Below are 25,052 nucleotides of genomic sequence, written 5' to 3'. Positions count from 1 at the left end.
CGTGTAGGTTAGGTGGCCCGACGGCCGCGAGCCTAGCCTAGAACCATGGCCAACAGGGGTAAGCAGCAGTCGACCGCGCGCTCAACAGCGCCGGCGAAGGGTGCTGCCCTTGGCTCATCCCGCGCCGGAGCCACGGGCAAAAGCAGCCCAGGCCCGAGGCGGCGGCCCAGCCCGGCCGTGTACCGCCGTCGTCGTCAGGTTGTTTTTGGTGGCCTGCTGCTGGTGATCGTCTTGCTCGTGGCAGCGGCCGTCGCCATCACTGGTGCGGTTACCGGTAAATCTGAACCACAGGCGGCCAGCACGCCGGATGCTTCCCAGGCACCGACGCAGGGGAGTGCCCCTTCAGGAACGCCGTCACCCTCCGCCTCGCCCACGCCTGTGTGCGACTTCAACCTCATGACCGTCGCCGCCAAAACCGACAAGGCCGCCTATGGCGGTGAAGAGAAACCTCTGCTCACCATGACCATCACCAACGGCGGCACAGCCCCGTGCGAGGTCAATGTGGGGACGTCGCAAATGGAGTACTTGGTGATGAGCGGCTCGGACCGCATCTTCTCATCCAAGGACTGCCAAACAGGCGGCGAGGACCTCATCAAGACCATCCAGCCGGGCAAGAGCGAAACTGCGAACTTCCCGTGGCAGCGCAACCGGACATTGGAGGGCTGCGGTGCCATCAACGCCAAACCCGGCGGCGGTGGGGCCTACTACACGTTCGAGGCACGCCTTGGAAACAAAGCCAGCCCCAAGGCAGTCTTCCAGCTGAACTAGCCGCTCCAACAGCGTTCGACGACGGCAGCCGGCTTAAAGGAAGCGGTCCAGCAAGCTGGCTTCCGCCATGCGGCTCAAGCCCTCGCGGACTGTACGGGCACGCTGATCGCCGATGCCGTCAACAGTCATGAGGTCATCGATGGTGGCCGCCATGAGGTTCTGGAGCCCTCCGAAGTAGTCCACCAGGCGGTCGGCCACTGCCTTCGGGACGGACTTCAAGCCGGACAGCAGCCGGTAGCCGCGCGGTTGAACCACGGCATCCAGTTGCTCAACCCCACCAGCGAACCCGATGATGTGGGCGATGCGGCTGAGGTCGATCAGTTCAGTCGGGCCCAGGTTGAGGAGGGCCTGGACGGCTTCCTCGATCTCTTCCGGGGTGGCGTCGGGGTCAGAGTAGTCACGGATGATGACGTCGCTGCCCGGGCCCCGGCCCATGGTGAGCTCCTCCACCTGGAGGGAAAGGAGCCGGCCGTCCTCGCCCAGTTCAAGGACGTATTGGGCGATTTCCTCGGAGATGCGGCGAACCATTTCCTGGCGCTGGAGTGTCACGGCGACGTCCCTGACGGTAACCAGGGCTTCGATTTCCAAGGCAGAAAGGGAACTGGTGACTTGGTCCAACCGTGCGCTGTACCGTTCCAGCGTCGCCAGGGCCTGGTTGGCCCTGGCCAGCACCTTTTCGGAGCCCTCCAGCACGTGCCGCAGGCCGTTCACGTAAAGAGCGATGATCTGCATGGATTGGCTGACTGAAATGACGGGAACGCCGGTCTGGATGGCCACGCGCTCGGCGGTGCGGTGCCTGGTGCCGGATTCCTGGGTTTCGATGCTCGAGTCCGGAACCAGCTGGACTGCCGCGCGCACGATGTTGCTGGCGTCCTTGTCGCAAATGATGGCGCCGTCCATCTTGGCCAACTCACGGAGCCGGGTGGGGGAGAAGTCGATGCCGATATCGAAGCCACCGGAACAGATGGAGTCGATGGTGCGGTCATAACCCAGCACAATCAAGGCCCCAGTGCGCCCACGGAGGATGCGTTCGAGGCCATCGCGTAACGGAGTTCCGGGTGCGACTCTGGCCAGAGTCGCCTTGAGCGATTCTTCCGGGCTCCGGGCCATAGGGTTTCCCTTCGAAGGTGTAAGCCACGGCTCACAGACAAGCTGAATCCGGCGTCAGTGCGCTCAACCAAAATGCCCACATGACGACAAGCACAATGATAGGGCTTCCGGGCACTGTTAACCGCACCAGCAAGCCCCAAAGTGGGTCATTTCGTGATGTTCCATGAGCCTTGGAAGGTGCATTTCCCGAGCTGTCCTACAGGTGCACTTTGGGAACTTTCTCCCCTGAGGTGGGCAAATATAACAAATTGGTGTAGATACCCGGGCGATGCCGGCGTTTAGTAATCCACCTGGCGCTTGAGCTTGTTCCCGAGCCAGAGCATCGCAAAGCTCACTACGACGAAACCTACTGTGATGGCCAACGCGAAGACCACCACGCCACCCCAGCCGCCCGCCCGTGCGGGATCGATGAACCAGTACGGGTACCAGTTGACGAACGCGCCACGAATCAGGCTGTAAGCCAGGTAAAACACGGGGTAGATGAGCCAGTACCAGATGTGCCGGACTTCAAGGCGCGCCCGTGGGGGTTGGAACAGCCAGTCGGCAACCATCACCACGGGAATCAGGTAGTGGACCACGAAGTTGACCCACGGAACCATGGATCCCAGGTCCTGCCCTGTGAGGAGCGCGCCGAAGACGATGCCCACAATGGCCATGGCAATGGTGGCCGTGCCACGGGTGACATCGTCCGCTTCGGTTGGCCGCTTGCGGATAAGAACCCGGTAGCCACTGATAAGGAGCACTGCGGCGGCGAAGAGATTCGAAAGGTTGGTGAAGTAGCTGAAGAAGTTCCAGACGTCGAACCCCAAGCCAATGTGGACAGCCAGTTGCGTCCCCACCGCCACCAGGGTCAAGAGGCCGAAGAAAAAGCGTCCCCCGATAAGCACAGTTCTTTTGGTCATGAGCCAATCCTTGCCGAACCCGCAGCCCGGAAGGTGTGCGACACCCCGGAAGGGTTAAGTGATCAGCAGTTCCAGGGCCTCCGCCAAGTGGCCTACTTCGCGCACCGAGAAGCCTTCCGGGATGACACCTGCGCCTGCCGGGCTGGCCGGAACAATCGCGTGGGTGAAGCCCAGCCGGTGGGCTTCCTGGATGCGCTGGTTGATACCGGGAACCGGACGGACTTCACCTGCCAGGCCCACCTCGCCAAACGCAATGAGCCGCTGGGGAAGGGCCTTACGGGATTTGGCCGATGCCACAGCCAACGCAACCGCCAGGTCCGTAGCCGGCTCGGTGAGCTTCACGCCGCCCACGGTCGCCACGTAGGAATCGTCTTTGTGAAGCATGCATCCGGCCCGCTGCTGAAGGACCGCGAGGAGCATGGCAACCCGGGAGCTCTCCAGGCCGCTGGTGGCACGGCGTGGCTGCGAGTTGGGGCTCTCCGCCAGCAGCGATTGGACTTCGGCAAGCAACGGCCTGCGACCCTCCATGGTCACCGTGATGCAGGTCCCTGAGACAGGCTCACGCGTCCGCGAAACAAACAGCCCGCTGGGATCCGCAAGGCCTTCGATGCCTGCCTCATTAAGATCAAAGCATCCGACGTCGTCCGTTGCACCGTAGCGGTTCTTGACGGCCCGGAGCAGACGCAACCGGGAGTGGCGCTCGCCCTCGAACTGACAGACCACGTCCACCAGGTGCTCCAGCAGCCGCGGACCGGCGATGGTGCCTTCTTTGGTCACGTGGCCCACCAGCAGCGTGGTCATGTTCCGCCGCTTGGCTGCGGCAATGATGGAGGCGGCTACCTCGCGGACTTGGGAAACGCCCCCGGCGCTGCCTTCAACATCCGCGCTGCTCAGCGTTTGGACGGAATCCACGATCAGCAACTTGGGCTCCAGCTTCTCCACCTGGCCCAGTGCCTGCCCCAGATCGGTTTCCGCAGAAAGATAGAGAGTATGTGCGACGGCGTCGATGCGTTCAGCGCGCAGCTTCACCTGGGCCGCAGACTCCTCGCCCGTGATGTACAAAACGTCCTGGCCGGTGCGGGCGAACTTGGCGGCGACGTCCAGCAGGAGCGTGGACTTTCCGACGCCGGGCTCCCCGGCGAGCAGGATGACGGCACCAGGAACAAGCCCTCCTCCCAGCACGCGGTCCAGCTCGTCCACGCCCGTGGGCAGGAATGCCGCAGTTGTTCCATCCACCTCAGCGATACGGCGGGCCGGCTCCAGAACGGTGGCGGCCGCCGTCGTCCGCGCGACAGTGGCACCGTATTCCTCAACGGTGCCCCAAGCCTGGCACTCGCCGCAGCGACCCACCCACTTGATGGCGGTCCAACCGCACTCGGCACACTTGTAGGCGGGAGTCTTGGATGCGCGTGAAGTCTTGGTGGCCATGGGTTCAAGGTTAGTCGCGGGGACTGACAGTATTAGACAGAGTCCACCTGCCCCATCAGTTCGCGGTGCGCAGGCGCCCGATTCGATGCCGCGCTTCGCGTTCGATGGTAGGAACGGTCTAAACCGCAGCGAGTCGTCGAAATGGACCGGGCGTCAATGCGGTGCCTACACCGCCCGCCCACCATGCCGGGCTGCGTCCACAAACACCGCTATGCCCGTCACGCCCAGGGTGACACCGAGCGAAGCGACGACGTCCGTGAGCCAGTGGTACCCAAGGTAGATCCGGCTGTAACCAACCAGCAGCGTCAGCAAGGCAGCGCCGGTAAACGCGAGCACCGCCGTCGTGCGAGTGCCGGAACGCGACACGATCAGGTAGGTGAGGACCAGCGCGAAGATGCCTGCGCCGAGGGTGTGGCCGGACGGGAAGGAGAGGGCGTCGTCCGGGCCCAGCAAAAAATCGGACGAGGGCGGCCGGGAGCGGCCCACGTCCTGTTTGATCAGAGTGGAGAGGACAACGGCAAGCAGCATGGCGCCCATCAGCACCGCCGGGCGCCAGAGTTCCCGCTTCCAAACCGTCCACATGACTGCCACCGCAACACCAATACCTGTCATCCACACAGGCGAGGTCACGGTGGTCAGGGCCGTGAGGACAGCGGTGAGGGCAGGGCCCCGTGAATCGACCATGAAGCTGTGGACCGTGCCGTCCATGGTGGCCAGCCCGGTCTGGGACAGCACTGCAGCGAACATCAGCCAGAAGATGGCGTCGCCCGCCACCAGCAAGCCACCTGCCCAAAGGAACAAGGGCCGCTGCCGTTGCCGGAGCGCCGGGGCAGCCCGAAAGCGTGTGGAAAAGGCAGGGATCATCGGACCATTCTGCCAAGCGGGTCTGAAGCTTCTCTGTGAAGGGACGCGGGAACTCTGAACATCTGCGGCAACTCTGGAGCCCCGCGAGGACTAAAGCGCCGGCAGCACAGCCCGCGCTTCCTCCGGCTCCATCCCGCTCGCTTCCAAGAGATCCACCATGAGCGGGCGGAACAGCATCACCACGGTTTCGCCCTCCAACCTCTGGACGTCCAGCATCTTGGGGTGCAGCCGGGCCGCGATGTCAGAGAGGTCGTTCCGGGCGCGGCGCAGGTGTACCCGGCGGGTGCCTTCGCTCTGCTCGGACAAGCCAATGGTCATCTCATCGATCGCGGCTGCGGTTTCCTGCAGGACCTCGGAGATACTGTCGATCGCTTCATCGGAGAGGGCCGCATGGTTGATGGCGCTGGTGAGCCGGCGGGCAAACACCCGGCTGTTACGCAGCGCGAGGTCGATGTACTCCAGGGAATGTTCCAGGCCGGCCAGCTCGTCGCGATGCCTCCGGTGGGCTGGAGCCAGGGTTGCCACCTCACCGGAAGCCCGCAGCGTTTGCCGCATCCGGTCCACCAGAGGCTGACAGTTCCGGCCGCGGATCAGGGCGTGCCAGGCCTGCGTGGAATCACTGTCCACCATGGCTTTGGCGCACTCACGCAGCACTTCGGCGAGCTCATGCAGGATCTTCTGGACGTCCTTGCGGGGTTCGCGCCGCGGATCCTTCGGCACCAGGATGGTCACCAGCAACGCGAACACACCACCAACCACCGCATCCAGGCTGCGTGTAAAAGGCCCGCCGGCCGGCGCCGGCAGCAGCACCACCAGCAAGGACTGCAGCCCCAGCTGCGTGGTGAAAATAGTGCCGCTGTCCAGGAACCTGGCCAGGAGGATGGAGAAAAGAAGTACGACGGCGGCCTGCCAGATCCCGGCGCCCAGCCAGTGAAGCAGCAGGTCACCAACAACGATGCCCAGTGTGCAGCCAAGGCCCACCTCTATGACCCGACGCAGGCGCGGATCGCGGGAGAATCCGAGTGCAATCAGGGAAGACGTCGCGGCAAACAGAGGCCCTTGGTGGCCCAGCACATACTCAGCGAAGGCGTAGGCACCCACCGCGCACACAGTCATCTGGATGGCAGGGGTTAACGAGTTCCTGCTCCGAACCAAGCCTGTCCGGACTCTGGCGCGCAGGAACCTCTTGCTTGCAGAAAATCCCTTTGCGGAAGCCATGTCTTCCAGTCTATTTGCCCACGGTGCGTTCCAACGCAGGGCACCGACCGCCACGGCAGTGCCGCTCAAGGTGGCGCGCGCCACATCACCCAATGGTCCGCCGTCGTTCACTTTCTGTTCACCTTCCACAACAGGTCCCGTTACCTGCGCTCCTTACCTTCAGTAAAGGAACACATTGGTCCATAGCTCGCGCACGCCGAAATCTCCGTTCGGCCCGCATCAGATAAATCCCTGGAAGGGGTACATCCAAGTGAAGGCAACTCGCTTCGGCCGCAACGCGGCAATCGCGGTCATCGCAGCAGGCGCACTCGCGCTCACCGCTTGCGGTTCAGACAACGCAACGGGCACCACTGGCGGCACCCAGTCCGCTGCAGCAGGCACCAAAGTCACCGGCACCCTGACCGGCATCGGCGCCTCCTCCACCGGCGCAGCCATGGATGCGTGGAAGGCCGGCTTCGCCAGCGCCAACCAGGGCGCCACCGTGCAGTACTCCCCGGACGGTTCCGGCGCAGGCCGCAAGGCCATCATCGACGGTTCGGCACAGTTCGCCGGCTCCGACGCTTACCTCAAGGACGAAGAGCTGGAGAGCTCCAAGGCCAAGTGCGGCCCCGACGGCGCCATCAACATCCCGGTCTACATCTCCCCGATCGCCGTGGCCTTCAACATTCCTGATGTCAAGGAACTGAAGCTCGACGCAGCAACGGTGGCCAAGATCTTCCGTGGCGAGATTGCCAACTGGAACGACCCCGCCATCGCCGCCCTCAACGCCGGCGTCACCCTTCCGGACCTCAAGGTCACCCCGGTGAACCGCTCCGATGACTCCGGTACCACCACCAACTTCACCGACTACCTCGCAGCTGCTGCTCCCGAGGTCTGGACCGACAAGGCTGCCGGCATCTGGCCTGCAACCCTGAAGGGCGAGAACGCCAAGGGCACCTCCGGCGTCGTCAAGACCGTCACCGACACCCCGGGTGCCGTGACCTACGCTGATGACTCCGCTGTCTCCGGCAAGCTGGGCACCGCCTCCATCAAGGTGGGCGAAGAGTTCGTCAAGATCTCCGCAGACGCTGCAGCCAAGGCTGTAGAAGCCGGCAAGGCTGTTGACGGCCGCGCCGCAAACGACGTCGCCATCAAGCTGGACCGCAAGACCACCGTGTCGGGCGCCTACCCCGTAGTCCTCGTCTCCTACCACGTTGTCTGCACCACGTATGAGACCAAGGAAGTTGCTGACCTGGTCAAGGCCTTCGAAACGTACGTCGTCTCCGACGAAGGACAGAAGACCGCAGCTGACGCCGCCAAGTCCGCACCGCTCTCCAAGACGCTGCAGGACAAGGCCAAGGCCGCTATCGAAACCATCAAGGCCAAGGCCTAAGGTTCCCCGGCGGGTTTGCTGAACCCGGCTGAACACTGAAGTTCCCTGTCCCGCTCACCGGTGGCCACCGCGGCACCGGCGCGGGGCAGGGAACTTAGCCATGTAAGACCAGTTCACTCCAGAATGAAGGAACGTGAAGTGACCACCAACTCCCTGACAACCTCCCAAGGCGCAGGACGCGCCGGGGACAAGGTTTTCTCCGGGGCCGCAATGGCCGCAGGGTGCCTGATTCTCGCGGTTCTCTTCGGAGTCGCGTTGTTCCTTGTGGTGCAGGCGATCCCCGCGCTCACCGCCCCGCCTGAGGACATCCAAGGCGGCCACGGCTTCTTCGCCTACATTGCGCCGATCGTGGTGGGCACGCTCATTGCCGCCGTGATCGCCCTCGTCATCGCCACCCCGGTGGCCATTGGCGTGGCCCTGTTCATCTCGCACTACGCCCCGCGCCGGCTCGCCGCCGGTCTGGGCTACGTTGTGGACCTCCTTGCCGCCATCCCTTCCGTTGTTTACGGCGCCTGGGGTGCGGCCTTCCTGGCCAAGGAAATCTCACCGGCCTACGACTGGCTGGCCAACAACCTCGGCTGGATCCCCATCTTCGAAGGGCCGGCATCCGCCACTGGCAAAACCATCCTGACCGCCGGCATCGTCCTGTCCGTCATGGTGCTTCCCATCATCACCTCCCTGTCACGCGAAATCTTCCTGCAGACCCCCAAGCTGCACGAGGAAGCAGCGCTCGCCTTGGGAGCTACCCGCTGGGAGATGATCAAGATGGCGGTGCTGCCATTCGGTCGCCCCGGCATCATCAGCGCCATCATGCTGGGCCTGGGCCGTGCACTCGGTGAAACCATGGCAGTGGCGCTGGTGCTCTCCTCCGGCGTACTGACCGCCAGCCTCATCCAGTCCGGCAACCAAACCATCGCCGCCGAGATTGCCCTGAACTTCCCTGAAGCCAGCGGCATCAAGGTCAACACGCTGATCGCCGCCGGCCTGGTGCTGTTCGTCATCACGCTCGGCGTGAACATGATTGCCCGCTGGATCATCACCAGGCACAAAGAATTCTCGGGAGCCAACTAAATGACCGCCACAGCAGTCCGCAAGCGCTCCGCGCTCACCAAGGGCCAACTGCCCAAGTTCGCGCCCTATATTGTCCTGGCCGTCGCATTGATCGTAGGTGCGGCCATCCTGGCGCTCATTGGCTTCAACGCCTTCGGCTGGGGGATCGTCTCAGCCATCCTGTTTGCCGTTGGCCTGGTCTCCTGGAGCGGGGCCGTTGAAGGTGCACGCAAAGCCAAGGACAAGCTGGCCACGTGCCTGGTTGTGGGTGCGTTCCTGATCGCGCTGCTGCCACTGATCTCGGTCATTTGGACCGTTCTGGTCAATGGCATCCCCGGCCTCATCACCCCCGGCTTCCTGGGTACGTCCATGAACGGCGTCACCGGAGCGTTCGACAACAAGGCTGTGGAAGAAGGTGCCCCCGTCCTGGGCGGCATCTACCACGCGCTCATGGGAACCCTCCAGATCACCCTCCTGGCCACGGTCATCTCCGTGCCCGTTGGTCTGCTCACCTCGATCTACCTGGTGGAATACGGCAACGACCGTCCGCTGGCCCGCGCCATCACGTTCTTTGTGGATGTCATGACCGGCATCCCGTCCATCGTGGCCGGCCTCTTCGCGGCAGCGTTCTTCTTCGCAATCGTCGGCCCCGGCACCAAGACCGGTGCGGTAGCCGCCGTCGCGCTTTCCGTCCTGATGATCCCGGTGGTGGTCCGCTCCAGCGAAGAAATGCTCAAGATCGTCCCGAACGAACTTCGCGAGGCCTCCTACGCCCTGGGCGTCCGTAAGTGGCGCACCATCACCAAGGTGGTCATTCCGACGGCGATCTCCGGCATCGCGTCCGGCGTCACCTTGGCGATCGCCCGCGTTATCGGCGAAACCGCGCCCATCCTGGTGACGGCCGGCTTCGCCACCACCATCAACAACAACGTGTTCAGCGGCTGGATGGCCTCACTGCCCACGTTCATCTACACACAGATCCTCAACCCGACGTCGCCGTCCAACCCTGAGCCTTCGGATCAGCGGGCATGGGGCGCGGCGCTGGTGCTGATCATCCTGGTGATGCTCCTGAACCTCGGAGCCCGCCTCATCGCCCGTCTGTTCGCTCCCAAAACAGGACGCTAGCCGGGCCGGCCGCCAGTCTTGACGGCGGCACCTTCAAACTTCCCGAACCCCCAAGGAACAAAGGAACACCATGTCCAAGCGCATCGACGTCAAAGACCTGAATGTCTACTACGGCAATTTCCTGGCCGTTGAGGATGTCAACATCAACATCCAGGCTAAGTCAGTCACAGCCTTCATTGGCCCGTCCGGCTGCGGAAAGTCCACCTTCCTCCGCACGCTGAACCGCATGCACGAGGTCCTCCCCGGTGCACGCGTGGAGGGCGAAGTCCTGCTGGACGGCGACAACCTTTACGGCCCCGGCGTGGACCCCGTGACCGTCCGCACCCAGGTGGGCATGGTCTTCCAGCGCCCCAACCCGTTCCCCACCATGTCCATCCGCGACAACGTGCTGGCCGGCGTCAAGCTGAACAACAAGAAGATCTCCAAGGGTGCTGCCGATGCGCTGGTGGAAAAATCCCTGGTTGGAGCCAACCTGTGGAACGAAGTGAAGGACCGCCTGGACAAGCCAGGTTCCGGCCTTTCCGGTGGCCAGCAGCAGCGTCTGTGCATCGCCCGCGCCATCGCCGTTGAGCCCCAGGTGATCCTCATGGACGAGCCCTGCTCCGCACTGGACCCCATCTCCACCCTGGCCGTTGAAGACCTCATCAACGAGCTCAAGGACCAGTACACCGTGGTGATCGTTACCCACAACATGCAGCAGGCCGCCCGCGTATCGGACAAGACTGCGTTCTTCAACATCGCCGGCACCGGCAAGCCCGGCAAGCTCATTGAGTTTGCGGACACCACCAGCATCTTCAACAACCCTGGCCAGAAGGCAACGGAAGACTACGTATCCGGCCGCTTCGGATAAGGGTTCTGAAGGTTCCGGCTTCTATGGGGGGAGTCGGCACAGAACGACGGCGGCCGTCGCCTTGGGGGTACGGCCGCCGTCGTTTTTTGTTGCCCAACTGACTGGCATTAGTGGTTGTTCTGAGGCCTCAAAACAACCACTAATGCCAGCCAATTGGGGGTTACAGGTCCGCGAGGGGCGAGAATGCCAGTTCCAGGATGAAGGCCATGGCTGCCGTGATCAGGGGAGTGGCCACCCAGAACAGCAGGATCCGCCGGACCAGCTGCCTGTTGACGGCGTGGAACCGCTGGTTGATGCCCGCTCCCAGCACGGAAGCGGTCAACGTGTGCGTGGTGGAGAGCGGCAGGTGGAATCCGATGGCGCCGATGAAGAGCATCACGGAGGTCAGGGTCTGTGCCACGAAGCCCCTCAATGGGTCCACCCGGATGAGTTTGTGGCCGAGGGTGTGTGAGATCCGCCAGCCACCGAACATGGTTCCCGCGGTCAGCATGATGGCGGTGAGTAACAGGATCCACAGCGGCACATCGGCGCCGGTGGATAGCCCCGCGGCCACCATGGCCAGCACAACCACCGCAGCCGTCCGCTGGCCATCCTGAAGGCCGTGACCGAACGCCACAGCAGCAGTGGATACGGCCTGTGCGCGGCGGAAGCGCCGGTTCACCACGTTTGGCTGCGTGTACCGGGCGGCCCACGTTACTGGCCAGACAAGCAGGTACGCCGCAGCGAACGCGATGACGGGCGAAAGAACCAGCGGCAGCGCCACCTGGGTAAACAGGATGTTGTCCATGCCGCCCACCGCGTTTCCGCCCACCAGGATGCTCGCGGCCCCTGCACCGATCAGGCCGCCCACCAGTGAGTTGGTGGAGGACAACGGGATGCCCCGCCACCACGCGTAGACGCCCCACAGAATGGATGCCGTGAGTGCCGAGGCGAGGATGGTGAGTCCACTGGTGCCATCGGGCAAAGTGATCCACGACTGCGTGAAGGCCAGAACGAAGGTGCCGCTCAGCATGGCGCCGACAAAGTTGAAGATCGCTGCCAGGAGCACAGCAATGGATGGCGTGAGGGCACGGGTGCGCGTGGAAAGGGCGACGGCGTTGGAGACATCGCGGAAGCCGTTGAGGAATGCGAATCCCGAGGCCAAGCCAACCACCAGGACCAGGATGGCGATGGTCACGTCATGATTCCTTGACGATGATGCTGCCTACCTGCGTAGCGACCTTCCGCATGTCCTTGGTAACTTCCACCAACTGGTTGGCGATGTCCCGGTGCCGCGCGTACTGCGTGGACTTCATGTCCTTGAGCATCTCGGCCACCCAGATTCGATGGGTCCGCTCAGCGCGTTTGGCGAGCCGCAGGATTTCGATCCAGTAGTCCTCAAGCTCATCCAGGTCCTCAAGTTTCCGCATGGCATCCACCGTGAGCTCGGCCTGGCGGCTGATGATTTCCAGTTGGTCTGCTGCACGCTTGGGCAGCCGATCAAGTTTATAGAGGGCCACGAGGTCGCCCGCGGCATCGAGCTTCTCCATGGCCTCGTTGAGGTGGCGGGACAGGGTGTACATGTCTTCGCGGGGGAGTGGATTCACGAAGCTCGTCCGCATGTGCGTCAGCAGCGCGAAGTGCAGGTCCAAGGACTTGGACTCGTGCTCGTGCAGCTCTTCGGCCAGGCGCTGGTGTTCGCTTGCGGGGGCACCGAGGATTTCGGAGAGCGTTCCTGTGGCGGCCACAATGACGCCGGCCATCTGCGCGAGCAGTACGAGCCCGGCAGGTTCCTGGGGGAAAAGGCGCAGCTTCATGTCGCTTCCGGGCTGGGGACGGATGGGCGGGGGCGGCTTGACTTGACGCAGCCCCATTCGATCCCAACTTTACCGGTCAGGGAGCGGCGTCTGCGAAGCCTGCCGGAACGTGGCGGGCAGTTGTCCCCATCGCTGCTGCTGCGCATCCGTGCGAGACTTGGCAAGTCTTCGATTTAATCCAATCAATGGGGGAATTGTGCGCATCAACAATGTAGTGAAAATCACCGGCCTGGCAGCCGCCGGATTGCTGGCGTTGACCGCCTGCGGCGCAACCACGGCGGGCTCGACGACGGGTGGTTCCGAACCGTCGTCGTCCTCCTCCGTGGCTGCCTCACCGTCAGCCTCGGCGTCCCCGTTGGCGTCAACCTCATCCGAGGGCGCCGGTACTTCGTCGGGCTCGTACACGGTGGCCGCTTGGGCGCTGCCGATCTCCGAGTCCGGGGACAAGCTGGGCACCATCAAGGGCGAAAGCTTCAGTGTGGACATCTACCAGGTGGCCACCGACGTAGCGTCGAAGGACAGCATGTTCGTGGACAAGGAAACCAAGGAGAACCTGTTGAAGAAGGGTGCTCCGATCGTGTACCTGAACTACGTGGTCACCAATACCTCCTCGGCAGACATCCCGCTGAGTCACTCGCTGATCACGCCCTCCGCCAAGTACGCGGACTGGAAGTACTTGGGCGGCATGCCCTCGGACTCCAGCAGCGACGGTTACAAGAAGCACGGACTGAGCAGCACCGGTACCAAGCTTAAGGAAGAGGCCCCGTTCGTGCTCAAGCCGGGTGAGTCGTTCAATGTTGCTGAGAACTTTGGCTACGCGTCCGGTAAGGAAACCGAGATCTCCGCAACCATGACTCCCGCGACTGCGGATGGAAAGCTGGATCACGACAAGAAGCAATCAGCGAACACCACTGTCACGCTGAAGTAGTTCCCCGCCCGCGGTTGCCCGGGTCTGCGTTAGTGCTGGCCCGGGCTTGCTGCGTCCGGGCATAAAAATGGTGCCGAACCGGATACGCCTCTCGGCGGTAGGCCGCTCGAAGCGGCTATAAGTTGAAGCCCGGGGGTTTCGCGGTTCGACACCAGTTTTAGTTTTCACCGTCCGGCTGGGTAAGTCAACATTGACAGTCCGTGGCCGACGTGGGTACGTTTCGCCCCTTTTGTTGCTTAGTCGAGTTCGCCCAGACGCCACGCGTTGGCGGCGTGCTCAAGGTCTTCGGCGGTCTTCACCAGCTGATGTGAGTTGCGCGTGAGCTTGCTCGCGTGGCCCTCGTTGCTGTGCTCCGCGCCATCTGCGAGAGTAGCTTGGCCGAGCGCCACGACGCGGCAGAAAGCAGCGGAACGTTCCAGCGCGACGTCGAACTCGCCGTCGAACGCTCCCGACAGAATGGCGTCAGCCATGGTCTTCATTTCGTCGGCTCCCGGCGGCTCGGCAGCACCGGCAACCACGTTGGCTACCTGCGCCGTGTCGCGGCCGGCCCTGAAGTAGACGGAGATTCGCTCAGGGTTCTGGATGGTGGCGGCGCGGAGGGCGTAAAGCCGCCAGAGCGCTCCGGGGAGGCTTCGGGCGGGGCTTTCGGCCCACATCTCGGCGATCGCTTCGAGGCCCTGTTCATCGGCCAGCTTCACCAGTCGGCGGGTGACCTTGGGGTCGTCGCTGTCGCGGCCACGGCGCACCAAGGCCTGTGCCGCGAGGTGGGCGGCCTCGGAAACGCGCGCGGGGTCTGCCCCGCCTGCGAACGGTTCGAAATCGATGGGCGCGAAGGGCTTGGGCTTGTGGTGTCTGTTTGCTCCGCCGTACGCAGGTGGTCCTGGCTGTTCGCTCATGAGTTCACCGTACTCCTGTGCTCTGGTGGGGTCGAGTAACGGTTGCCGGGCCGCGCTGTTGCTGGCGGCGTGCCTTCAGCACCTGCTTTGCGCCCGCTCTGGACCCGACACGCCGCTGGCGCCGCGCGCCGCCGTCGAGCGTTCACCCAAAGAAGGTGGCGACGGCGCACGTCACGTCGAGTTCCTTGTCTGCGTTGACGTTGGGGTACAGTATTCATGGCTGTTTCTACAGCTGGAGGGGCCTTTAGCTCAGTTGGTAGAGCATCGGACTTTTAATCCGTGGGTCGTGGGTTCGATCCCCACAGGGCCCACCCTCCAAGACAGGCCGGAGACCTTGAGTCTCCGGCCTGTTTTTTGTTTCCCGATCAAGGCACACGCCCTGACATGCCTGGGTTATGCTATTCGATGGATTAACTAATTGGCGAAGGGATTCGGGGCGTGGGATTCTTTGATGACGGCGCGATGGCAGGGATTGCCTTCGACGATAGCGCCGCCGACGCTCTGATCAGCGCTGCTGATTCCGCCGATCAGACTCTACGGTCCGAAGGTGGCTTCCTGGGCGTCGCTACGGATTATGCAATGGAGGACTTCAAGGGCGGCTATGCGACCTTGTTCGCCAACGCTTTGGCCGTCCGGGCCGATGACCGGGGCCGTCTTGCCGGTGTCCTCGCGGCGTTGGTGGAGGACGTTAGGCAGGCAAAGCTCAAAGCGCGGGAAGAGAAGGCCCGGCTGAAGGAACTTTCTGCCTGGCAGCAACGCGCCGACATCCGTGAACAACACTTTCAGCTTTTCCAGAGCGTGGCGAGCGATCCGATGCCCATGGAATGGCCGGTCGTTGCGCCGACGATTTCAGCGGTGTTCTCGGCGAGAGACCGGGCCCGGTTCGCCGGCGGATCGGGGGGCGCAACCAGCTCGGCTGATCCTGGAAAGCTGCGCGAATTTGTAGCCCAGTCCCGCGCCTCCACGAACATCCTGGAAGCGGAGCTGGGCAGAATCCGGAACGCGTGGAGCGGTTTCACCTCAGCGTGTTCGTGGGTGAACAGCGGCAGTGTCACGTTCGTGTCCGGACTCGAGCAACTGCTGACGGAGAACTCTGCTGACGCGACGTGGCTTGAACAAATCGCCGCGGCCTTCGAAACAGCCGGCGCTGGCACCATGGCTGACACCATGCTCAACAGCGCCCTCATACAGTACGCACCACCGGGGCAAGTCGGTTTGAACGACATCGGGGCACTGAACGTCGATCAACTAAAAGCGTGGCTCGCCGTGCCTGCAAACAAAGACCGACTACAAGGGCTCCTGCAACAACCTGGCCTGGACCCCGTCGTGATAGCAAAGTGGTGGGCCGGTCTCGGCCACAAAATGGTCGGCCGGGCAATTGAACCCGGCGAGGCTCAGTTGCTCCTGATCGAGGCCCTTCCCGGGGTTATCGGGAACCTGAACGGTGTCACCGCGACGGCCCGGAACCTCGCCAACCGCAAGCGCCTCGTCACCGAGCAGGACCGCATCAACGCCGAACTGGCCAGGACGCCTCAACTCCTGCGCATCAGCACCGGAGAGTCGATAACTAACCCGGCCTGGACGCAGCTGCAAACGCAACAAAAAGCCCTGAACGGCATCACCGATGCACTGAGGAACGCGGGCGGAACCACAGCTGTCCTGCTGGGTTTCGATCTGACCCACGGCTCACCGAAAGCACAGGTCTCCGCGGGTAACCCCGATACGGCTGACAACGTTACCTACGCTGTGTCCGGCATGAACATCACACCCCAAAGCGGCTTCAATGACTGGGCGAAAAACGCCGCGAACCTCCAGCGGCACCAGCAGTTGCTTTCCGAGAACGAGACGTTCGCGGTGGTGGCGTGGATCAATTATGACCCGCCCACAGTTCCGACTGTGAACAGCGGCGATGCAGCACGGGCCGGCGCCGACCGGTTCATCGTTGACCTGCAAGGTTTCAACGCCGTCAGGGAAGGCTTGGGCAACAGGACCTCGGAGACCCTGCACGTACTGGCCCATTCCTACGGCACCACCGTGACGTCCAACGCCCTTGTGGCCGTGGCATTGAACATCGCTTCCTTCACGATGCTCGGCTCCGCCGGCATCGAAAAAAAGATCCGGAACACCGGAGACCTCCACGTGCCTGCCGGTCAGGTCTACGCCACCGAAGCCGTAGGCGACGGGCTGGCTGATCTGGGCCGCTTCCAACGCCAGGATCCGCGCCTGGAATCCTTCGGCGCGAAAGTGTTCACCTCGGAAGAGGCCATGATCGACGGGACCCAGTACCAAGGCACCACAGAACACAACACACTGGTACACAAAGATGCCCGCGATGGCTACGGATACCTCGATCAGGACACCACGGCCCTGCATGAAGCTGCCCTAACAACAACCGGCAACGGAGACCAGATCCTGCCAGGCGCACGACCCCTATCACCGCCGGCGGGATTTGTTGGCCGTTGAACAACTCAGGAAGAGTGAACCATATGCCCCATGAACCCAAGGCCCGTCTAAAGACCAGCCGCATACTCGCAGCGTTGGTCTGCGCGGCCGTTGCACTGAGCGCCTGCACACCCACCACGGAGAACCCCATGACCGGCACAGCCAATCCCAGCGATCCCGCAACCGTCAAGGCCCAGGTAGAAGAGCTCAAACAAGCCCTCAAGGATCTCCACGCGTTCAAAGTCGAAACCCAACAAGCCATCGGACCCCAGAAATGGGTCGATAAGGGCACTCGTAACATGGATTGCAGAACCTCCGACGGGCAAGACGGCGTGAACTACAGCGTCCTGACCCAAACCCCTGACCCCGTGGACCTGGAAGCATCAGTAAGCGTGGTCAAAGCGTTCTGGGAATCCAAGGGCTTCACCACCCGTACCGAAACCAGCCCCAAGGAACCGGGCCTCATCCGCCTCTACGCCAACGAGAACGGCGGACACCTCGTGTCCTACTTCGCAAACATCAAAGGCTCCGGCCTGGAGATGAACAGTGCCTGCGTCGCCGGGGATCAGCACGAAATCTACAAAGAGCTTTATCCCGAAATTTACGGGACCCCTTCCAGTCCCAGCTCCTCTCCGTCTGTTAATTTGGCTGTCTGGTGCGCCAAAGGAGCTGCCTATGTCGCCTCGTGCTGGCTTGTGGGCTGTGGAACGGTTTCAGAAAAGAGTGAACCCCATGTCTTATGAACCCAGAGCCCGGGTAAAGTCCAGCCGCATTCTCGCCGTGTTGGTCGGCGCGGCCGTTGCACTGAGCGCCTGCACACCCACCGCGGAGAACCCCATGACCGGCTCAAGCAATCCCAGCGATCCCGCGACCGTCAAAGCCCAGGTAGAAGAACTCAAACAAGCCCTCAAGGATCTCCACGCGTTCAAAACCGAAACCCAGAAAGCCATCGGACCCCAGAAATGGGCCGATGAGGGCCTCAGAAACAGCGCCTGCAATGCAGGTGATGGCAGGGAGGGCGTGAACTACAGCGTCATGAGCCAAACCATGGAGACCCTCGACTTGGAGGCGTCAACAAAAGTCGTCAAAACGTTGTGGGAATCCAAGGCCTTCACCACCCGCACCGAATCCAACCCGTTGGACCCAGGTCTCATCCGCCTCTACGCCAATCAGAACGGCGGACACCTCATATCCTTCACCGCGAATGTCAAAGGCTCCGGCCTGGAAATGGACAGCGCCTGCATCGCCGGAGATCAGCACGAAATCTACAAGGAATTGGACAGGCAGGAAGCAAGCGCGAGTCCCTCTCCAATCACGAAGTAGAGCTGAAGAGCCCCGCCCCTTGTTGACTCTGGGCTGGTGCAAATTTATCAATGCGGGTAGGTACGTTCAGCCAACGCGACTGGGAGTGATCAGCCGTTGCGCAATGATGGCCGCGTGGGGACGCACCCCGGGGTCGGCGCGGGAGTGCGTGCCAATCACGGCGAAGCCGGCATCCTGCAGCCGTGCTGACATTTCCTCCACTGACCAAAAGTAGGCGGGAGTCACTGCATGCGGGAATGACTCACCCGCCGGGCCATCGAAGAAACCAATCAGGAGGCTACCGCCGGGCTTGAGACACCGGGAGAACTCGTCCAAAACCTGGCTGATCCCAGCCGGGGGAGTGTGGATCAGTGAGTACCAGGCGAGGATTCCCGCCAATGAGTGATCCGGCGTCGGCAACTGTTCGATTGATCCGACAGCGAATTGAGCCTCGCGGCAGTTTTGTTTGGCCGTCTCAATGAACTCCGGCACCAAGTCCACGCCTTGGATGGCTACGCCCCCGGAGTGCAGGAAGGCTGTCCATTGTCCGGGCCCACAGCCGGCGTCGATAACCTTCCCGGACAATCCCCGAGCCCATGACAACACCAACTCCCTATCGACCGGATGCGTGCTGCTGATGGAGTCGAACAGCGAGATGTACTCGGCTGCACGGGCTGAATAGGCGGTTCGCACAACTCCGGACGTCATGGAACTCAGCCTAGGGATCAGTTGGCCACAGCAAGAAATCTCTTGACTCTCGCACCCGCACCCCGCCAGCATGGTTTCTATAACGTTGTAAATTTGCAAGCAGACCAGGCAGCACCAGCAGACAAGGACCCACCCTTTGGGAAACCAAGACAACCCCACGGCCAAAATCACCATCGACCCCGCGTTCGTCGTGGGCCCCGTCCGGAGGAAGACCTTCGGCGCCTTCGTTGAGCACCTCGGCCGCTGCGTCTACACGGGCATCTTCGAGCCCGGGCACCCCAAAGCCGACGACGACGGATTCCGCACCGACGTCTTGGAGCTCACCAAGGAACTCGGCGTCTCCACAGTCCGATACCCGGGCGGCAACTTCGTTTCGGGCTACCGCTGGGAAGACGGAGTGGGACCCAAAGAAGACCGCCCAACAAGGCTGGATCTTGCCTGGCACTCCATTGACCCCAACCTGGTAGGCGTGGACGAGTTCGCCAAATGGTCGGAGAAGGCCGGCGTGGAGCCCATGATGGCCGTGAACCTGGGCACTCGGGGAACACAGGAAGCCCTGGACCTGCTGGAGTACTCCAACATCAAGGGTGGAACCGCCCTATCCGAACAGCGCAAGGCGAATGGCGCCGTCGAGCCTCACAACATCAAAATGTGGTGCCTCGGCAACGAAATGGACGGTTTCTGGCAGATCGGCCACAAGAAGGCCGGGGAGTACGCGCGGGTCGCCGCTGAAACAGCGCGGGCCATGCGCATGGTCAATCCGGACTTGGAACTGGTTGCGTGCGGAAGTTCGGCGCCCTCCATGCCCACATTCGGCGAATGGGAGCGCGTGGTCCTCCACGAAACCTATGAATTGGTGGACCTGATCTCGGCGCACCAGTACTTCGAGGACTTTGGCGACCTCCAGGAGCACCTGTCTGCCGGGCATCGGATGGAGGCCTTCATTAAGGATTTGGTGTCCCACATCGACCACGTGAAGTCGGCAACAAAATCCGAGAAGCAGATCAACATCTCGTTCGATGAGTGGAACGTCTGGCACATGTCCCGGGACGAGTCCAAGGCACCCACCGGGGATGACTGGCCGGTAGCGCCGGTGCTGCTGGAGGACCGCTACACCGTGGCCGACGCGGTGGTGGTGGGTGACCTGCTCATCACGCTGCTGCGCAACACGGACCGGGTGCACTCAGCGAGCCTTGCCCAGTTGGTCAACGTGATCGCGCCCATCATGACCGAGCCGGGCGGCCGGGCATGGAAGCAGACCACGTTCCACCCGTTTGCGCTCACTTCGCAGAATGCCTCGGGCACGGTGTTGAACCTCGCCGTCGAATCCCCGCGCTTGGACAGCGGGAAGACATCGGGCTTCACGTCTCTGTCGGCAGTGGCGACCTTTGATGCACAAGCCAAGGAGGCCGTCGTCTTCGCCGTGAACCGCTCGGCGACCGACGTGCTGACGCTGGATGCCGCCGTCGGAAGCTTGAACCCGGCGCGGATCATCGAGGCCGTCACCTACACGAACAAGGATCCGTACTGGCAGGCGACAGCCGACGATTCGACGTCGGTCCTGCCGTCCGAAAACGTCAGTGTAAAGCTCGACGGCGGTGGTCTCACCGCTGAGCTTCCGGCCGTGAGCTGGAGCATGATCCGGCTCGCAGTGGAATCCTAGGACAGGCCCGGGGCAACTAGGCGATCTGCTGCGAACCGTCCCGGAAGATTGGGTACGGCGAGATCTGTGTGACTGTGGCCGTAGGGGTGGGCTCCGGTGTCTGCGTGGCAGGCGCCGGAGCGGGTTGGTCCACGGTGACAATCTCCATGGATTCCATGTCCAGGAGGCGTCGGCTCCCGGTGTCGTCCTGAAGCCAGAAAAGGTCTGTCCCCGCTACGGTCTTGACCACGGTGCCCCGGTGGTAGAGGCGGCCGTTGTGCCACGCCTCGATGTACTCGCCAGTGCTCAGCGCATGCGGCACCTCAGCGGTCCCCGGCATCGTGCCGAATGCCTGCGCCAGGCTGGCCTGTGTTTTCAATGCTTGGAACAGATCCCTGTTCGCGATGGTCATGTTTGCTCCCCTCAGCTGGTTGCTTCTCCTATGGGACCCAGCTTGGCCCATGTATGTTGCGGGCGCGTTGCACGGGGATGAGCGCTATGTGACGGGTGACAGGGCTGCGGCACGTGATGGGATGTACTCAACCCGACAAACGAAGGAAGCCCATGCCCAGTGCAGTGACCCTCATTCGCTCCGACCGGCTCAGCTCAGCAGCTCAGTACGCGTACGCGGCAACCGTGCCGGCAAATGCGCGGTTGATCTTCCTGGCGGGGTCCTGTCCGCTGAACGCGGATGGGACCACGGCGGGCATCGGGGACTACAAGGCCCAGGCGGAAAAGTCGGTCGAAAACATGCTCCTTGCCCTGAACGCCGCTGGAGCTGGGATTGGGGACGTGGTTTCCACCCGCGTTCTCGTCGCCTCGGCCCGGCGGGCGGACCTGGTCACTGCATGGGAGGTAGTCCGCGCAGCATTTGGGGACCACGATGTGCCGAGTACGCTCATGGGCGTCACAGTCCTCGGTTACGACCACCAGCTGGTGGAAATCGAGGCCGTCGCCGCCGTGATGGACCCAGCATAGGCGGCCACATCTGCAACGATGTACTCCGAGCCGAGAGTAAACCGTAGAGAAGGAGCATCTCCATGGCCGTCACCATGAACGACGTCGCCCGCGCTGCCGGAGTGTCATTGAAGACTGTCTCCAACGTCATCAACAATTACGAGTTCATCCGGCCAACCACCAAGCAACGTGTCCTGGACGCCATCGATGAGCTTGGTTACGAGACAAACCTGACGGCCCGCAGCCTCCGCTCCGGCAAGACCAGCATGCTCGGTTTGGTCCTGGCGGACCTCTCCATTCCGTTCTACGCAGAGCTGGCCTCGGACATCATGAAAGCGGCGTGGGCCCGCGGCTACCGGGTGCTGGTGGAGCAGTCCGGCAACGAGGCCGACCATGAACGCGCAGCACTCCAGGGCCAATTCCGGAGCCTCACCGATGGCCTCCTGTTCATCCCCCTCGCCCTGGACGCTGAGCAGATCATCCAGGCTGCGGGCGCCAAACCGCTGGTCCTCCTGGGCGAATTCGTGCAGGACCCGCGGCTGGACATGGTCCTGATCCAAAACCACCAAGCGGCTGCGGCGGTGACCAGCCACCTGCTGGCGGCAGGCCGCCGTCGGATAGCTGTTCTTGGTGCGAACGACGGCGATACCACCGGCAGCAACGGCCTTCGCCTCAGCGGGTATCGGGCCGCGCTCGCTGCCGCCGGTGTTGAGTATGACCCGGCGCTGGTGGTCGGATGCGATTGGCGGCGCGACGGCGGTGCTGACGCCATCGCCCGTTTGCTGGACAGCGGGGTGGTTTTTGACGCTGTCTTCGGGCTCAACGATGCGCTTGCTTTGGGCGCACTTCATGAGCTTCTGGTGCGCGGTAAGGACGTTCCCGGCGAGGTGGCGGTTGCGGGCTTCGACGACATCGACGAGGCGCGGTTCGCGTCGCCGTCGTTGACTACTGTGGCGCCCGGCCGCACGGAAATCGCGGAGCGGGCCGTCGAACTCCTCATTGAACGCATCGAAAGCAAAGATGCCGTGCTGAAAGTCCAGCAGCCGGAGGCAGCGTTCGAACTCCGGGTCAGGCAGTCCGCGCCGTAGGCCGTTAGTGTTTTAGGAATGAACGTGATTCCCGCTGAAATCGTCACCCCTGCCGTCATGATCGACGTTGATGTTCTGGACCGGAACATCGAACGCATGGCATCGAGCATGCTCAGCAGGGGACTCAGGCTTCGCCCGCACGTGAAGACGCACAAGACGCTGGAGATTGCCCGGAAACAGCTGGCGGCCGGAGCTGCCGGGATCACGGTCGCCACGATCGGCGAGGCCGAGGTTTTCGCCGCGGACGGGGTGAAGGACATCTTCATCGCCTATCCACTGTGGGTGGACGCGCAACGCGCTGAAAGGCTGGTGGCACTGGCATCCTCGTGCCGCATTGCTGTCGGCCTGGATTCGGCGGAGAGCGCGACGGCGATGGGTGACCGGCTCGGTGCGGATGCTGGAAGGGTTGAGGTGCTGATCGAAATCGACAGCGGCCATCACCGCAGCGGCGTACTGCCTGATGAAGCAGCGGATGTGGCGCGCGCGGCAGCCTCTGCCGGGTTGAACGTGGCGGGCGTTTTCACGTTTCCCGGCCACAGCTACAAGCCGGGCATGCCCACTGGAGCGGCCAGCAACGAGAATGAGGCGCTGGGTCAGGCCGCGAATGCCTTGATGCAGGCCGGCTTTGAGGTATCCACCATCAGCGGCGGATCCACGCCTACTGCCCTGATCCACAGTGAAACAGTGGCCAACGAGCTCCGGCCCGGGGTATACGTGTTCGGCGATGCCCAGCAGTTGGAACTCGAGCGGTGCTCGTGGGACGACATCGCGCTGAGCGTCGCTGCAACCGTGGTCAGCCGCCACGATGCCAAGGGTGGAAACGTGCGCCGTGTTGTTGTGGACGCGGGCAGCAAGATTCTCGGCAGTGACCGCCCGGATTGGGCCACAGGGTATGCCCGGCTTCCGGAATATCCGGAGGCCAGGGTCACTGCCCTGTCAGAGCACCACGCCACAGTTGTCTGGCCGGAATCCTCTGAGCTTCCGGCCCTGGGAACCAGGCTCCGGGTGATCCCCAACCACGTCTGCCTGGCCATGAACCTGGTGGACGAGGTCACTGTGGTGCGCAACGGTGGCGTCGTGGACACCTGGCGTGTGGCTGCCCGGGGTCGCAACAGCTGACGGGTTGGAACTACTGACCTGGATTAGGGCACAAAAGCTTTACCTAATGCAGGTCCTGTGACAGAGTGTCATCAAACGTGCTGTTTGGTCCGTTTCGGTTGATGACTGGAGTATCCATGAACCTCTTCTCCGAGGAGCTCAAGAGCCATACGGCGGCCGCCCACGAGCATGCCGAACAGGCAGGATTTGTCACGGAGTTGCTGGCTGGCCGGATGGACTCCAGCCAGGTTGCGGCCATGCTGCTGCAGAACGTGGTCATCTATCGGTCCCTGGAATCCGCTGTGGGAGCCAACCAGGATCCCCGGCTCAAGGCCTTCGTTGACCCTGCCCTCCTGCGCGTGCCGGCCCTGGAATCGGACCTGGCTGTGCACTACGGGGATGACTGGGAGTCCAGGGTGTCCTCCGGAGAGCTGCATGTGACGCCTGGCGCGAAAGCATACGCCGATCAACTCGATGCGCTCGGTCCGGGCTCTGCCACGTACCTCATGGCCCACCACTACGTCCGCTACCTGGGCGATCTTTCAGGCGGGCAAATCATCTCCGCGCTGGTGCAGAGGCATTATGGACTCAGCCCGGAAGGGCTCACCTTCTACGTTTTTGACGGCATCGGAAAGATCAAGCCGTATAAGGACAGCTACCGGCGCCATGTGGACGAGGCCGCATTCTCGGACAGCGAGAAGCAGGAAATCCTTCGTCATGCCGTGGTGGCGTTTGAAACCAACCGCCAGGTCTTCGTGGATCTGATGGCCCACTACGTGCAGGAGTCCTCGCGGCTTTAGCCGCTGGCGGCCCGCCGCCGCAACATCTACGCCAAGGCCGGTGCGCTCTGGAGAAGCGTGTGGAATTCCCGGTTGTGGTAAACCAGCGGGGCAGAGCTGGACGGGTTGGATCGGATATCCAGGACTCTCGCTGCCAACAGTACCGAACCGCCCAGCGGTGCCCGGTGAATGATCTCGCAGCGGAGCGCCCACTGGGCCTCCCTGAGCAGGGGCTCTCCTGTGGGCAGCAGTTCCCAGTCCATGCGATCAGTGAAGCGCGGGGCTGCGGGATCGGCGAAGGTGCGCACGAGCTCCAGCTGATCGGCTCCCACCAGATGCACCACAATTGTCTGTGCGGCTGCAATGAAGGATGCTGAGCGACCACCCGTAACGGAGAATGCGAGGGTGGCCGGATCCACCGCCACGGATGCCACTGAGGATGCCGTGAGCCCTACCGCCCCTTCCGGCCCGCTCGCCGTCACAACGGCAACCCCCGCTGGATGGGCGCGGAACGCAGCCCGGAACAGTTCGCCGACCGGTGCGGGTGGCAGGGACTGGGAATGGGTCATTAATACACCTCTGATGGGACTGGCTGGTGATGGCGCCGTTCTTGGAGCGCACACCGGAATAGATGCTAGGACCTCAACTTATGTTGAGGTCAATTCGATGGAATCCGACCCCCGCCTGTGACGCTGTGGAAACGTGGCCGAAACTTCCGCTCCTTACGCT

The 25,052-nt window shown here is 62.8% G+C and carries 25 protein-coding genes and 1 tRNA gene; 15 read left to right on the top strand and 11 right to left on the bottom strand.

Translation table 11 applies throughout. From position 1 onward, the window contains the following. Positions 1 to 45: 45 nt before the first annotated feature. Positions 46 to 768, top strand: a complete 723-nt coding sequence (locus tag BMY91_RS16995) for a hypothetical protein (protein WP_090823999.1) — start codon at positions 46 to 48, stop codon at positions 766 to 768. 33 nt (positions 769 to 801) lie between these two features. Here the strand turns inward: BMY91_RS16995 and disA are convergent, their stop codons facing one another. The 5 genes from disA to BMY91_RS16970 all read right to left on the bottom strand — a co-directional run bounded on the left by disA (position 802) and on the right by BMY91_RS16970 (position 6,290). After that, positions 802 to 1,878 (bottom strand): DNA integrity scanning diadenylate cyclase DisA, encoded by a 1,077-nt coding sequence (gene disA / locus BMY91_RS16990; RefSeq protein WP_024819020.1) that lies wholly within the window; start codon positions 1,876 to 1,878, stop codon positions 802 to 804. A 278-nt stretch (positions 1,879 to 2,156) separates the two neighbouring features. Then, positions 2,157 to 2,780, bottom strand: a complete 624-nt coding sequence (locus tag BMY91_RS16985) for a Pr6Pr family membrane protein (protein WP_090823997.1) — start codon at positions 2,778 to 2,780, stop codon at positions 2,157 to 2,159. Positions 2,781 to 2,834: 54 nt separating this feature from the next. Next, complete coding sequence (radA, locus tag BMY91_RS16980) at positions 2,835 to 4,208, bottom strand: DNA repair protein RadA (RefSeq protein WP_090823995.1); 1,374 nt, start codon at positions 4,206 to 4,208, stop codon at positions 2,835 to 2,837. A 165-nt stretch (positions 4,209 to 4,373) separates the two neighbouring features. Further along, on the bottom strand, positions 4,374 to 5,072 hold the full coding sequence (locus BMY91_RS16975) for a phosphatase PAP2 family protein (protein ID WP_090823993.1): 699 nt from the start codon (positions 5,070 to 5,072) through the stop codon (positions 4,374 to 4,376). 90 nt (positions 5,073 to 5,162) lie between these two features. Continuing rightward, positions 5,163 to 6,290: an FUSC family protein gene (locus BMY91_RS16970; RefSeq protein WP_090824097.1), complete on the bottom strand. Its 1,128-nt coding sequence runs from the start codon at positions 6,288 to 6,290 to the stop codon at positions 5,163 to 5,165. 250 nt (positions 6,291 to 6,540) lie between these two features. Between BMY91_RS16970 and pstS the strand changes: the two genes are divergently transcribed. The 4 genes from pstS to pstB all read left to right on the top strand — a co-directional run bounded on the left by pstS (position 6,541) and on the right by pstB (position 10,687). Beyond that, positions 6,541 to 7,662, top strand: a complete 1,122-nt coding sequence (pstS, locus tag BMY91_RS16965) for a phosphate ABC transporter substrate-binding protein PstS (protein WP_090823991.1) — start codon at positions 6,541 to 6,543, stop codon at positions 7,660 to 7,662. Between the two features lie 138 nt (positions 7,663 to 7,800). Next, entirely contained in the window at positions 7,801 to 8,733 is a 933-nt protein-coding gene (pstC, locus tag BMY91_RS16960; RefSeq protein ID WP_090823988.1) for a phosphate ABC transporter permease subunit PstC, read from the top strand. Next, positions 8,734 to 9,837 (top strand): phosphate ABC transporter permease PstA, encoded by a 1,104-nt coding sequence (gene pstA / locus BMY91_RS16955; protein ID WP_090823987.1) that lies wholly within the window; start codon positions 8,734 to 8,736, stop codon positions 9,835 to 9,837. Positions 9,838 to 9,907: 70 nt separating this feature from the next. Beyond that, positions 9,908 to 10,687, top strand: coding sequence for a phosphate ABC transporter ATP-binding protein PstB (gene pstB / locus BMY91_RS16950; protein WP_011772968.1), 780 nt, complete (start codon positions 9,908 to 9,910; stop codon positions 10,685 to 10,687). A gap of 160 nt (positions 10,688 to 10,847) precedes the next feature. Here the strand turns inward: pstB and BMY91_RS16945 are convergent, their stop codons facing one another. Then, positions 10,848 to 11,864 (bottom strand): inorganic phosphate transporter, encoded by a 1,017-nt coding sequence (locus tag BMY91_RS16945; RefSeq protein WP_090823985.1) that lies wholly within the window; start codon positions 11,862 to 11,864, stop codon positions 10,848 to 10,850. Position 11,865: 1 nt separating this feature from the next. Next, positions 11,866 to 12,483 (bottom strand): DUF47 domain-containing protein, encoded by a 618-nt coding sequence (locus BMY91_RS16940; RefSeq protein ID WP_090823983.1) that lies wholly within the window; start codon positions 12,481 to 12,483, stop codon positions 11,866 to 11,868. Between the two features lie 196 nt (positions 12,484 to 12,679). On the opposite strand from BMY91_RS16940, the gene BMY91_RS16935 reads away from it, so the two are divergent. Then, positions 12,680 to 13,411: a hypothetical protein gene (locus tag BMY91_RS16935; RefSeq protein WP_090823981.1), complete on the top strand. Its 732-nt coding sequence runs from the start codon at positions 12,680 to 12,682 to the stop codon at positions 13,409 to 13,411. Between the two features lie 236 nt (positions 13,412 to 13,647). On the opposite strand, the gene BMY91_RS16930 is transcribed toward BMY91_RS16935, so the two are convergent. Continuing rightward, positions 13,648 to 14,307 carry a hypothetical protein gene (locus BMY91_RS16930; protein ID WP_090823979.1) on the bottom strand — a complete coding sequence of 220 codons (660 nt, stop codon included), beginning with the start codon at positions 14,305 to 14,307 and terminating at the stop codon, positions 13,648 to 13,650. Between the two features lie 238 nt (positions 14,308 to 14,545). Here BMY91_RS16930 and BMY91_RS16925 point away from each other — a divergent pair. The 4 genes from BMY91_RS16925 to BMY91_RS16910 all read left to right on the top strand — a co-directional run bounded on the left by BMY91_RS16925 (position 14,546) and on the right by BMY91_RS16910 (position 18,072). Then, positions 14,546 to 14,618, top strand: a tRNA-Lys gene (locus BMY91_RS16925). Positions 14,619 to 14,745: 127 nt separating this feature from the next. Then, positions 14,746 to 16,770, top strand: coding sequence for an alpha/beta hydrolase (locus BMY91_RS16920; RefSeq protein WP_090823977.1), 2,025 nt, complete (start codon positions 14,746 to 14,748; stop codon positions 16,768 to 16,770). A 23-nt stretch (positions 16,771 to 16,793) separates the two neighbouring features. Continuing rightward, positions 16,794 to 17,492 (top strand): hypothetical protein, encoded by a 699-nt coding sequence (locus BMY91_RS16915; protein WP_090823975.1) that lies wholly within the window; start codon positions 16,794 to 16,796, stop codon positions 17,490 to 17,492. Continuing rightward, positions 17,482 to 18,072 carry a hypothetical protein gene (locus BMY91_RS16910; RefSeq protein WP_090823973.1) on the top strand — a complete coding sequence of 197 codons (591 nt, stop codon included), beginning with the start codon at positions 17,482 to 17,484 and terminating at the stop codon, positions 18,070 to 18,072. The genes BMY91_RS16915 and BMY91_RS16910 overlap by 11 nt, the downstream gene beginning before the upstream one ends. A gap of 66 nt (positions 18,073 to 18,138) precedes the next feature. Here BMY91_RS16910 and BMY91_RS16905 read toward each other — a convergent pair whose 3' ends face one another. Next, positions 18,139 to 18,759, bottom strand: coding sequence for a class I SAM-dependent methyltransferase (locus BMY91_RS16905; protein WP_090823971.1), 621 nt, complete (start codon positions 18,757 to 18,759; stop codon positions 18,139 to 18,141). 136 nt (positions 18,760 to 18,895) lie between these two features. On the opposite strand from BMY91_RS16905, the gene BMY91_RS16900 reads away from it, so the two are divergent. After that, the gene (locus BMY91_RS16900) at positions 18,896 to 20,422 is read left to right on the top strand and encodes an arabinosylfuranosidase ArfA (protein WP_090823969.1); all 1,527 of its coding nucleotides are present in this window, start codon (positions 18,896 to 18,898) and stop codon (positions 20,420 to 20,422) included. Between the two features lie 16 nt (positions 20,423 to 20,438). On the opposite strand, the gene BMY91_RS16895 is transcribed toward BMY91_RS16900, so the two are convergent. After that, positions 20,439 to 20,813: a hypothetical protein gene (locus tag BMY91_RS16895; RefSeq protein WP_090823967.1), complete on the bottom strand. Its 375-nt coding sequence runs from the start codon at positions 20,811 to 20,813 to the stop codon at positions 20,439 to 20,441. A 152-nt stretch (positions 20,814 to 20,965) separates the two neighbouring features. Here BMY91_RS16895 and BMY91_RS16890 point away from each other — a divergent pair, with 152 nt between their 5' ends. From BMY91_RS16890 to BMY91_RS16875, 4 genes are all read left to right on the top strand, one after another. Next, complete coding sequence (locus BMY91_RS16890) at positions 20,966 to 21,379, top strand: RidA family protein (RefSeq protein WP_090823966.1); 414 nt, start codon at positions 20,966 to 20,968, stop codon at positions 21,377 to 21,379. Between the two features lie 62 nt (positions 21,380 to 21,441). Further along, the gene (locus tag BMY91_RS16885; protein ID WP_090823964.1) at positions 21,442 to 22,446 is read left to right on the top strand and encodes a LacI family DNA-binding transcriptional regulator; all 1,005 of its coding nucleotides are present in this window, start codon (positions 21,442 to 21,444) and stop codon (positions 22,444 to 22,446) included. An 18-nt stretch (positions 22,447 to 22,464) separates the two neighbouring features. Further along, the gene (locus BMY91_RS16880) at positions 22,465 to 23,565 is read left to right on the top strand and encodes a D-TA family PLP-dependent enzyme (protein ID WP_090823962.1); all 1,101 of its coding nucleotides are present in this window, start codon (positions 22,465 to 22,467) and stop codon (positions 23,563 to 23,565) included. 116 nt (positions 23,566 to 23,681) lie between these two features. Further along, a complete protein-coding gene (locus BMY91_RS16875) occupies positions 23,682 to 24,344 on the top strand; it encodes a biliverdin-producing heme oxygenase (protein WP_177179938.1) in 663 nt (220 codons plus the stop codon). A gap of 26 nt (positions 24,345 to 24,370) precedes the next feature. Here BMY91_RS16875 and BMY91_RS16870 read toward each other — a convergent pair whose 3' ends face one another. Next, a complete protein-coding gene (locus tag BMY91_RS16870; RefSeq protein WP_090823958.1) occupies positions 24,371 to 24,892 on the bottom strand; it encodes a flavin reductase family protein in 522 nt (173 codons plus the stop codon). Positions 24,893 to 25,052: the final 160 nt, after the last annotated feature.

Source organism: Arthrobacter sp. yr096, assembly GCF_900108925.1.
GTDB lineage: Bacteria > Actinomycetota > Actinomycetes > Actinomycetales > Micrococcaceae > Arthrobacter.
This window is presented reverse-complemented; position numbering and strand designations above follow the sequence as displayed.

Excerpts from the sequence above, each read along its gene's own strand:
- BMY91_RS16895 (WP_090823967.1), bottom strand. The coding sequence starts at position 20,813 with ATGACCATCGCGAACAGGGATCTGTTCCAAGCATTGAAAACACAGGCC.
- BMY91_RS16910 (WP_090823973.1), top strand. The coding sequence starts at position 17,482 with ATGTCTTATGAACCCAGAGCCCGGGTAAAGTCCAGCCGCATTCTCGCC.
- BMY91_RS16975 (WP_090823993.1), bottom strand. The coding sequence starts at position 5,072 with ATGATCCCTGCCTTTTCCACACGCTTTCGGGCTGCCCCGGCGCTCCGG.
- BMY91_RS16940 (WP_090823983.1), bottom strand. The coding sequence starts at position 12,483 with ATGAAGCTGCGCCTTTTCCCCCAGGAACCTGCCGGGCTCGTACTGCTC.
- BMY91_RS16890 (WP_090823966.1), top strand. The coding sequence starts at position 20,966 with ATGCCCAGTGCAGTGACCCTCATTCGCTCCGACCGGCTCAGCTCAGCA.
- BMY91_RS16915 (WP_090823975.1), top strand. The coding sequence starts at position 16,794 with ATGCCCCATGAACCCAAGGCCCGTCTAAAGACCAGCCGCATACTCGCA.
- BMY91_RS16995 (WP_090823999.1), top strand. The coding sequence starts at position 46 with ATGGCCAACAGGGGTAAGCAGCAGTCGACCGCGCGCTCAACAGCGCCG.
- BMY91_RS16885 (WP_090823964.1), top strand. The coding sequence starts at position 21,442 with ATGGCCGTCACCATGAACGACGTCGCCCGCGCTGCCGGAGTGTCATTG.
- BMY91_RS16985 (WP_090823997.1), bottom strand. The coding sequence starts at position 2,780 with ATGACCAAAAGAACTGTGCTTATCGGGGGACGCTTTTTCTTCGGCCTC.
- BMY91_RS16880 (WP_090823962.1), top strand. The coding sequence starts at position 22,465 with ATGAACGTGATTCCCGCTGAAATCGTCACCCCTGCCGTCATGATCGAC.
- pstB (WP_011772968.1), top strand. The coding sequence starts at position 9,908 with ATGTCCAAGCGCATCGACGTCAAAGACCTGAATGTCTACTACGGCAAT.
- pstA (WP_090823987.1), top strand. The coding sequence starts at position 8,734 with ATGACCGCCACAGCAGTCCGCAAGCGCTCCGCGCTCACCAAGGGCCAA.
- radA (WP_090823995.1), bottom strand. The coding sequence starts at position 4,208 with ATGGCCACCAAGACTTCACGCGCATCCAAGACTCCCGCCTACAAGTGT.
- disA (WP_024819020.1), bottom strand. The coding sequence starts at position 1,878 with ATGGCCCGGAGCCCGGAAGAATCGCTCAAGGCGACTCTGGCCAGAGTC.
- BMY91_RS16970 (WP_090824097.1), bottom strand. The coding sequence starts at position 6,290 with ATGGCTTCCGCAAAGGGATTTTCTGCAAGCAAGAGGTTCCTGCGCGCC.
- BMY91_RS16905 (WP_090823971.1), bottom strand. The coding sequence starts at position 18,759 with ATGACGTCCGGAGTTGTGCGAACCGCCTATTCAGCCCGTGCAGCCGAG.
- BMY91_RS16875 (WP_177179938.1), top strand. The coding sequence starts at position 23,682 with ATGAACCTCTTCTCCGAGGAGCTCAAGAGCCATACGGCGGCCGCCCAC.
- BMY91_RS16870 (WP_090823958.1), bottom strand. The coding sequence starts at position 24,892 with ATGACCCATTCCCAGTCCCTGCCACCCGCACCGGTCGGCGAACTGTTC.
- BMY91_RS16930 (WP_090823979.1), bottom strand. The coding sequence starts at position 14,307 with ATGAGCGAACAGCCAGGACCACCTGCGTACGGCGGAGCAAACAGACAC.